Origin of the sequence: Pseudovibrio sp. POLY-S9 (assembly GCF_001431305.1) — a bacterium.
GTDB lineage: Bacteria > Pseudomonadota > Alphaproteobacteria > Rhizobiales > Stappiaceae > Pseudovibrio.
In genome coordinates, this window is the sequence record NZ_LCWX01000263.1 from 65,158 (window position 1) to 72,500 (window position 7,343).

The 7,343-nt window shown below is 53.1% G+C and carries 8 protein-coding genes; 2 read left to right on the top strand and 6 right to left on the bottom strand.

The genetic code is table 11. From position 1 onward, the window contains the following. Positions 1-1,135 (bottom strand): pyruvate formate lyase family protein (locus PPL9_RS31765; protein WP_280139096.1); only part of this gene is annotated, 1,135 nt, incomplete at its 3' end. Positions 1,136-1,815: 680 nt separating this feature from the next. Beyond that, complete coding sequence (locus tag PPL9_RS30485; RefSeq protein WP_057466241.1) at positions 1,816-2,943, bottom strand: alanine racemase; 1,128 nt, start codon at positions 2,941-2,943, stop codon at positions 1,816-1,818. A 285-nt stretch (positions 2,944-3,228) separates the two neighbouring features. On the opposite strand from PPL9_RS30485, the gene PPL9_RS30490 reads away from it, so the two are divergent. Further along, positions 3,229-3,603 (top strand): carboxymuconolactone decarboxylase family protein, encoded by a 375-nt coding sequence (locus PPL9_RS30490; RefSeq protein WP_057466242.1) that lies wholly within the window; start codon positions 3,229-3,231, stop codon positions 3,601-3,603. Positions 3,604-3,675: 72 nt separating this feature from the next. On the opposite strand, the gene mgrA is transcribed toward PPL9_RS30490, so the two are convergent. The 4 genes from mgrA to erpA form a co-directional block, all read right to left on the bottom strand. Next, positions 3,676-4,734 (bottom strand): L-glyceraldehyde 3-phosphate reductase, encoded by a 1,059-nt coding sequence (gene mgrA, locus PPL9_RS30495; protein WP_057466243.1) that lies wholly within the window; start codon positions 4,732-4,734, stop codon positions 3,676-3,678. Positions 4,735-4,847: 113 nt separating this feature from the next. Next, a complete protein-coding gene (gene xth, locus PPL9_RS30500; protein WP_057466244.1) occupies positions 4,848-5,630 on the bottom strand; it encodes an exodeoxyribonuclease III in 783 nt (260 codons plus the stop codon). A 191-nt stretch (positions 5,631-5,821) separates the two neighbouring features. Then, entirely contained in the window at positions 5,822-6,061 is a 240-nt protein-coding gene (locus PPL9_RS30505; protein ID WP_057466245.1) for a hypothetical protein, read from the bottom strand. 212 nt (positions 6,062-6,273) lie between these two features. After that, entirely contained in the window at positions 6,274-6,615 is a 342-nt protein-coding gene (gene erpA, locus PPL9_RS30510; RefSeq protein WP_057466246.1) for an iron-sulfur cluster insertion protein ErpA, read from the bottom strand. 316 nt (positions 6,616-6,931) lie between these two features. Here erpA and dgt point away from each other — a divergent pair. After that, positions 6,932-7,343 (top strand): dGTP triphosphohydrolase (gene dgt, locus PPL9_RS34600; protein ID WP_244273511.1); only part of this gene is annotated, 412 nt, incomplete at its 3' end.

Genomic DNA, 7,343 nt, shown 5'->3' on the forward strand with positions numbered 1-7,343 from the left:
GTTCTGGTGCAGGGCCGAGGTTCACAAGGGTCTGCAGAACACGGAAGGAGCTTTTGGTGACCAGTGTGCGGCCATCGACGCCCATGCCACCGATGGATTCAGTTACCCATACCGGATCGCCAGAGAACAGCGCGTTGTAATCTGGAGTACGCATGAAGCGAACCATACGGAGCTTCATGACGAAGTGATCCATCAGTTCCTGTGCTTCATCTTCCGTGATGATGCCTTTGTCCAGATCGCGCTGGATGTAAACGTCAAGGAAGGTGGTTGTGCGGCCCAGAGACATGGCTGCACCGTTCTGCTCTTTGATCGCAGCAAGGTAGCCGAGGTAAAGCCACTGAATAGCTTCTTGAGCGTTTTCTGCAGGGCGGCTGATGTCGCAGCCGTGTGCAGCGCCCATTTCCTTCAGTTCAGCGAGGGAGCGGTACTGCTCTGAGATTTCTTCACGAAGGCGCAGTGTTTCTTCATTCAGGACGTTGCCGTCCAGGGAAGCATGCTGTGCTTTCTTGTCTTCCATCAGCTTGTCGATGCCGTACAGCGCAACGCGGCGGTAATCGCCGATGATGCGGCCACGGCCATAAGCATCTGGAAGGCCGGTTACGATGCCAGCGGAACGAGCGCGGCGAATTTCCGGAGTGTAGAGATCGAACACACCGTCATTGTGTGTTTTGCGGTGCTTAGAGAAGACCTCAGCGGTTTTTTCTGAGAGTTTGTAACCATTGCTCTCCAGAGCGGCTGCTGCCATTTTCAGGCCGCCGTAAGGCATCAAAGCGCGCTTCAATGGGGCATCGGTCTGCAAACCAACGATCTTTTCGAGATCTTTGTTGATGTAGCCTGGTGCGTGAGAAACGATAGAAGAAACAACTTCAGTGTCAGCGTCGAGAACGCCTTTCTTGTTTTCTTCTTTCATCAACTCAAGAACGTTGTCCCAGAGTTTGGTTGTTGCAGCGGTTGGGCCAGCAAGGAAGTCGTCAGCACCTTCATAAGGGGTGTAGTTGAGCTGAATGAAATTGCGCACGTCAATTTCTTTGTTCCAGTCACCCTTTTTGAAACCTGCGTAAGCCTTGGGTCCGTCGTCTTTCAGAAAAGGAAGAGTGTCGGCGGTAGCTTTATCGATGTTCTGGTGAACGCCCATTTTTAGGTCCTTCATCATTTGAGCAATTTAGCGTGGTGCTACAAGTAAATTCCAAAGGCTTGCAGAGAGTTACGCTTCCTTGCGTCCAGTGCTTGTTGACATTGACTGTACGCTTCAAGTGGGGCCGCATCTTGATTTATGTCAATTCCGAAATGGCTGGCAGACCTGCAAAAAATGCAAGGCAGAATTATACAAATGCATACATTTTGGATACTGGGCGACCAATTGTGGGTGGTGATATAACTCGCTCAAGTTGTGTGCGTTGCAAGGAGGTCTGGAATGGTTCTAGTCCTATGAATTTGCTTAGGAAATTACGTGTTAGGAGGTGCTGAATTTGTGCGTTTGCGAAACAGTGTAACAGGGCGCCCGCATTTTCACTTAGGTGCGCTCTAAGTACATTATAGTAAGTATAATGTAGGTAGGTCAATTTTGCATAGCTGATATGCGATGTTTGAAATATTAGTGGTGGGCGTGGAAAATCGACTTTTGCGGTTCAGGGCAGCACCTGGAGGTGGCCAAAAAGACTCAATTTCACCACAAATCTTGATTGGTAAACGGTGATATCCACGGGAGATTCAGAGTGCCGCAATTGGAAAAAACTTTTGCCAATCAATTTCCTAGTGCGACAATCTGTAGGGCTCAATGAGATGTGACCGATATAATTGATGGAATGGGTTGACCTACCACCTGTTACAGCGCGGCCACCACTCTCCTTCATGGTCTCCGTCGATCATATGGTACCCTTCATAGGCGGCGACAGTCATGCAAGAATGGTTGGGCAGAACACGGAGCTGTGATCCCAGAGGGTACAGCTCGAAGGGAAGAGGGCTTCCGTCTCTGGTGGTGATGTAGCCATGCTCCTGGCTGACACCTTGCACGTAGAGCAGCGGGTCGATGTGTCCGTCTGCATCGCTTAGCAGGCCGAAACCGCAGTCATTGCTTTGGCTTGCGCAGGAGCGGTCTTTGGAGAGTGCCAATCCGCCAGCGTCGATGACGATGCGGTTGAGGTGTGGGGCATGGCTGATGATGCTAGTGAGTACAGTTGCGGCCACATCTTCCATGGCGCACATGCCAAGATTGGCCTGAAAGACATCCTGAAACACGTAAACCCCTGCGCGGACATCAGAAACTCCGTCAAATGATGTTCCGAAGAGGGCTGTTGGGGTGGAGCCGATGCTGACGTGTGGGCAGGGCAGGCCTGCTTCAAGAATGGCGTCTTTGACTGCAAGTGTTGCTGTGCGCTCCTGTTCAGCTGCGGCTTCCAGTTCCTGCTTGCCGTTTGCTGCATAACTCACGCCGCCGCCGTGGGCCATAACGCCGGCGAACTCCACGTTAGATGCGTTTGCAAGTAATCTGGCGACATCTACCGCGCGCTGTTGATCTGCCTGCACGCCGGTGCGATGGCCGTCTACATCGACCTCCAGATAGACGCGGGGCTTTGGGCCATCCAGTGTCATGGTAGCAAGGTGTTTTGCCATCTCGGTACTGTCCAGACAGATGGACATTTGAGCGCCTGCGCGGTTGAGGTGCATGATGCGTTCCATCTTCTGCGGGATGATGGAGACGGCATAGAGGATATCTTTGAGGCCAAAGGAGGAAAAGTACTCTGCTTCCTTCAGCGTTGAGACGGTCCAGCGGTCTGCGCCGTGCTCTTGCAGTATCCGGGCGACATCGATGGATTTGGCTGTCTTGAGGTGTGGGCGCAGCGGAACGCCGATCTGTTTGAACCTGTCTGCCATGCCTTTGATGTTTCGGCGCATTGCGGTTTCATCAAGCAAAAGGCAAGGGGTTTGAAGGTCTTCAAGCATTCCAGTGGCTCCGCAGTCCAGTGTGTTCCTCGTAAAAATGCCTAGCAGATCTGAGACGGAATAAACAGTAGGTGCTGCCGGTTTTGTAAGGGGCCTCTCTTTTCTCACAATTTCAGCTTCTTAGGCGGTCTGTCGAGCCTAAGGTACCGGCTGGGCTGAAGGTGCTGCAGCGCGAGTATTTGCGGCAATCACCTCAACTTCTCGGTGATTAACACACCGATTTTCAAGAGGAGGCAGTTAGGCAAGTCTGACTGGCGGTTGTTTATGACTTGAGGAGACTGGCTTATGAATGCGGAGAAAGTCCTGAGTATTTTAAATCCTGAACTGAAGAAGAAGCTTGCTGATAAATATGATGCTGCGGTGCCCGGTATGTCTGAAAGTGTGGTGGACTGGGCCTACGACAAGCACTATGGCCGGGAAGGGGTTGACCTGAAGACCCGGCAATTGTGCAGTATTGCGGCTTTGACAGCGATGGGTGGGCATACAGGGCCACAACTGGTCATGAATATTGAGCACACACTGAACTCAGGTGCACGCCCCTCTGAGATCCTTGAAGTTATCTGGCAAATGGCGGTCTATGCAGGCGTACCCGCCGCCCTGAACGGCCTGAACACAGCAATCGCATATTTTGAAGAGAAGGGGCTGGATCCGCGGTCTTGAAGGAATTTCCTCGACCTCTCATCTGGAGTGCGAACCTGACGTCCGCACTCCATTTGTCTTTGTAGGCTTTTACTAGTTCTTCGCCGGGCGGGATGGGCCTTCACGTTCGGAGGATTGGGCCCAGAGGTTGATGTTGGCTTCTGTGGCGTACTGATCGATGGCGGTCAGCTCTTCCTCTGTGAACTCCAGATTGTTGATGGTGGCTGCGCAGTCGATCACCTGCTCCTTGCGGCTTGTGCCGATCAGAGCTGAGGTGACGCGGCCTTTGCGCAGAACCCATGCCAGCGCCATTTGGGCCAGTGTCTGCCCACGGTTCTCGGCAATCTCGTTCAGCGAGCGAATGTGGGTCAGAGTGGTCTCGTTGAGGAAGCTCTCCTGGAAGGAGCCAACGTGTTTGCCCGCGCGGCTGTCCTGCGGAACGCCGCCCAGGTATTTGTTGGTCAGCATGCCTTGCGCCAGAGGGGAAAAGACGATGGAGCCGATGCCTTCTTCTTCCAGCGTGTCGAGCAGGCCATCTTCTTCTACCCAGCGGTTGAGCATGGAATAGCTTGGCTGATGGATCAGGCATGGGGTGCCCAGTTCCTTCAGAATTTTCGCTGCTTCCCTGGTGCGTTTGGAGTTGTAGGAGGAGATGCCCACGTAGAGCGCTTTGCCCTGACGGACGATCTGGTCGAGGGCCATCATGGTCTCTTCCAGTGGTGTGTCCGGATCGAAGCGGTGGGAATAAAAGATGTCGACGTAGTCCAACCCCATACGCTTCAGGGACTGATCGCAGCTGGCCATGAGGTACTTGCGGCTGCCCCATTCGCCATAAGGTCCCGGCCACATGTCATAACCCGCCTTGGAAGAGATGACGAGCTCGTCGCGGTATCCGGCAAAGTCGGTACGCAGGATCTCACCAAAGGCGGTTTCTGCACTGCCTGGAGGCGGGCCGTAGTTGTTGGCAAGGTCGAAGTGGGTGATGCCCAGATCGAACGCTGTGCGGCACATTTCGCGTTTGGTTTGATGTGGGGTGGTTTCACCGAAGTTGTGCCAGAGACCGAGGGAAATGGCAGGTAGCTTGAGGCCACTCTTCCCGCAGCGGTTGTACTTCATGGTGTCATAGCGATTTTCAGCTGGTTGCCAAGCCATCAGATGTCCTCCCAGACTTCTGTTTATTTGTTTTGGATGGAAAAAATAAGGAGGGCTGGTGGCGCGGTCACCACCAGAACTTTTGGAGGGTACGCTCAAAACGAGCGTGGTATTTAAGCGGAGAGTTCAACCCAGACCGGGACGTGGTCTGATGGTTTTTCCCAGCCGCGGACGTGTTTGTCGATGCCAACGCCCTGCATGATGCGGGCGGCTTCTGGTGAGAGCAGCAGGTGGTCGATGCGGATGCCGTTGTCACGTTGCCATGCGCCCGCCTGATAATCCCAGAACGTGTAGGTTCCGGCGGTGGCGTTGGTGGCGCGGACGGCTTCGGTGAAGCCGAGGTTGAGCAGGGCGCGGAAACGCTGGCGGCTTTCTGGACGGAAGAGAGCATCACCAACCCAAGCCTCTGGCTTCTTTGCGTCTTCCGGCTCAGGAATGACGTTGTAATCGCCAACCAGTAGGAAGGCTTCTTCCTTTTCCAGCTGCTTAACGGCGTGCTTGTGAAGGCGGTCCATCCAGCGCAGTTTATACGGGAACTTTTCGGTCTCTACCGGATTGCCGTTTGGCAGGTAGAGGCAGCCCACGCGGATTGGTTCGTTGTCGCCGGCGATAACGGCCTCGATATAACGGGCTTGCTCGTCTTCGTCTTCACCCGGCAAACGGCGATTAACCTCCTCAAACGGGCGTTTGGAGAGGATTGCGACGCCGTTGAAGCCTTTCTGTCCGTGGGTTTCCAGATTGTATCCCAGCTCCTCAAACGGAGCGCGCGGGAAATTCTCATCAACCGATTTAATTTCCTGAAAACAGGCGACATCCGGCTGTTCTTCTTCGAGCCATTTGAGAACCGTTTCTAACCGCGCTTTGACGCCATTAATGTTCCAGCTTGCGATTTTCATCGGGTTTCCCTTCGAGAAAGCAGTGAGGTCAGAGCTCTGCGCATCAATGCGTTTGCAGCAGTCGCTCTGGCTGCTTGGTCTATATGTGTCTTGATTTGTTCTAGCACGGTGTCTGAGGAGGGCAAGGCAGGCAGGGCAAGTGTGTGTGGATGAGGCCTTGTCGAGCGTTATCGGGTAATCCTGAGGCTGCTTTACTTGGCTTTCTGATCCAAAAGCCTTTTGAGGTACTCAAGGATAAAGGCCAGCGCAATGAGTTGCCCGCCGATTGCAAATGAACTCACAAGGACGGATGCCTGGGTCACAAACTGATCAGCGGTGTAAGCAAAGACGCCGAAATGCCAGTTCGCTATGAGTGATGTTGCGATCTGCAGTATGCCAATACTCAAGAGCGCGTAAACAACCAGCTTGTGTGCGTTTTGAAAGGACAGCATGAGGCTTCTCTGAGGGTGTTTGCATGGGAGGGAACAAGTTCTACGCGGAACGAGGATAACTTGTTTGCGTTGCTATGTGCGTTGGTTTGAAAGGAATGCGGGAAAACTGCGTTCTTATGGGGCGGGGCTTTGAAGCCAATAGGGCGTGGTTGCTTTGGGATGCATTCACGCCCGCTTTTTAACTTATTCCCCTGATGTGCGACTGGCTTATCTTAGATGGAGAAGCTTGTGCCACATCCACAGCCGGCGGCGGCCTGAGGATTTGAGATCTGGAAGGACTGGCCCATGAGATCTGTTACGAAATCAATTTCGGACCCTGCCATATATTGCAGGGAGATGCTGTCGATGAGAACCGTTGCGCCGAGTTTGGCGAGGACGAGGTCGTCATCTTCCTGTTCTTTTACGATGTCATACTTGTATTGAAAACCGGAGCAGCCGCCACCTTCGACAGAAATGCGGAGCATGCTGCCATTGGTTTCTGTTTCCAGTATCTGGGCGACGCGTTTTGCGGCCTTGTCGGTCAAGCCGACGGTATTTTCAGGGGTCTGGGTCATAAGCTCAGTCTTGTTTCGGCTTGCGTATTTTCTTTAAAGCTGTTTGCTTTTGGTTTGGGCTGCTTAAACAGCTTTAAAGATTATTTATCTGCGTATTCTTATCCGAAAACCGGTAGCCACTTTTCGGGAATGCGCTTTGCCTTATAATTTAGGTGGTCTCCATGGTAATTTCCATAGTATTTTATTGCTAAATTACATTTGGCTTGGGAAAGCGGTTGTTTACAGGGCTTTTACATCTGTTATGTCATTGCTGTGATACGAAAATCGCAGGGAATGACCTGGGCATTTTCTGATTGTAAGGGGCGGGGGATAAAGAATGGTCAAGACGTTAGGATACGGTGCTCAGCCACGGGCGGAGTATGCTGTTGATCCGGAAGTCAGCCGTGGCCGACTTTTTCCAGAACCGGAAAGCCCGACACGCACGCCGTTTCAGCGCGATCGTGATCGTATTATTCATAGTGCAGCTTTCCGTCGCCTCAAGCACAAGACGCAGGTCTTTGTGTACCATGAGGGCGATCACTTCCGCACACGCCTGACGCACACTATTGAGGTCTCCCAGATTGCACGCTCGCTGGCGCGTGCGCTGCGGCTGGATGAGGATCTGGCGGAGTGTCTGGCGCTGGCGCATGATCTTGGACACACTCCGTTTGGGCATGAGGGCGAGGACGTGATGCATGAATGCATGGCGGACTATGGCGGGTTTGACCACAATGCCCAGTCCCTGCGCA

Coding starts and splice junctions, on each gene's coding strand:
- PPL9_RS30485 (WP_057466241.1), bottom strand. CDS start 2,943: ATGCTTGAAGACCTTCAAACCCCTTGCCTTTTGCTTGATGAAACCGCA.
- PPL9_RS30490 (WP_057466242.1), top strand. CDS start 3,229: ATGAATGCGGAGAAAGTCCTGAGTATTTTAAATCCTGAACTGAAGAAG.
- mgrA (WP_057466243.1), bottom strand. CDS start 4,734: ATGGCTTGGCAACCAGCTGAAAATCGCTATGACACCATGAAGTACAAC.
- xth (WP_057466244.1), bottom strand. CDS start 5,630: ATGAAAATCGCAAGCTGGAACATTAATGGCGTCAAAGCGCGGTTAGAA.
- PPL9_RS30505 (WP_057466245.1), bottom strand. CDS start 6,061: ATGCTGTCCTTTCAAAACGCACACAAGCTGGTTGTTTACGCGCTCTTG.
- erpA (WP_057466246.1), bottom strand. CDS start 6,615: ATGACCCAGACCCCTGAAAATACCGTCGGCTTGACCGACAAGGCCGCA.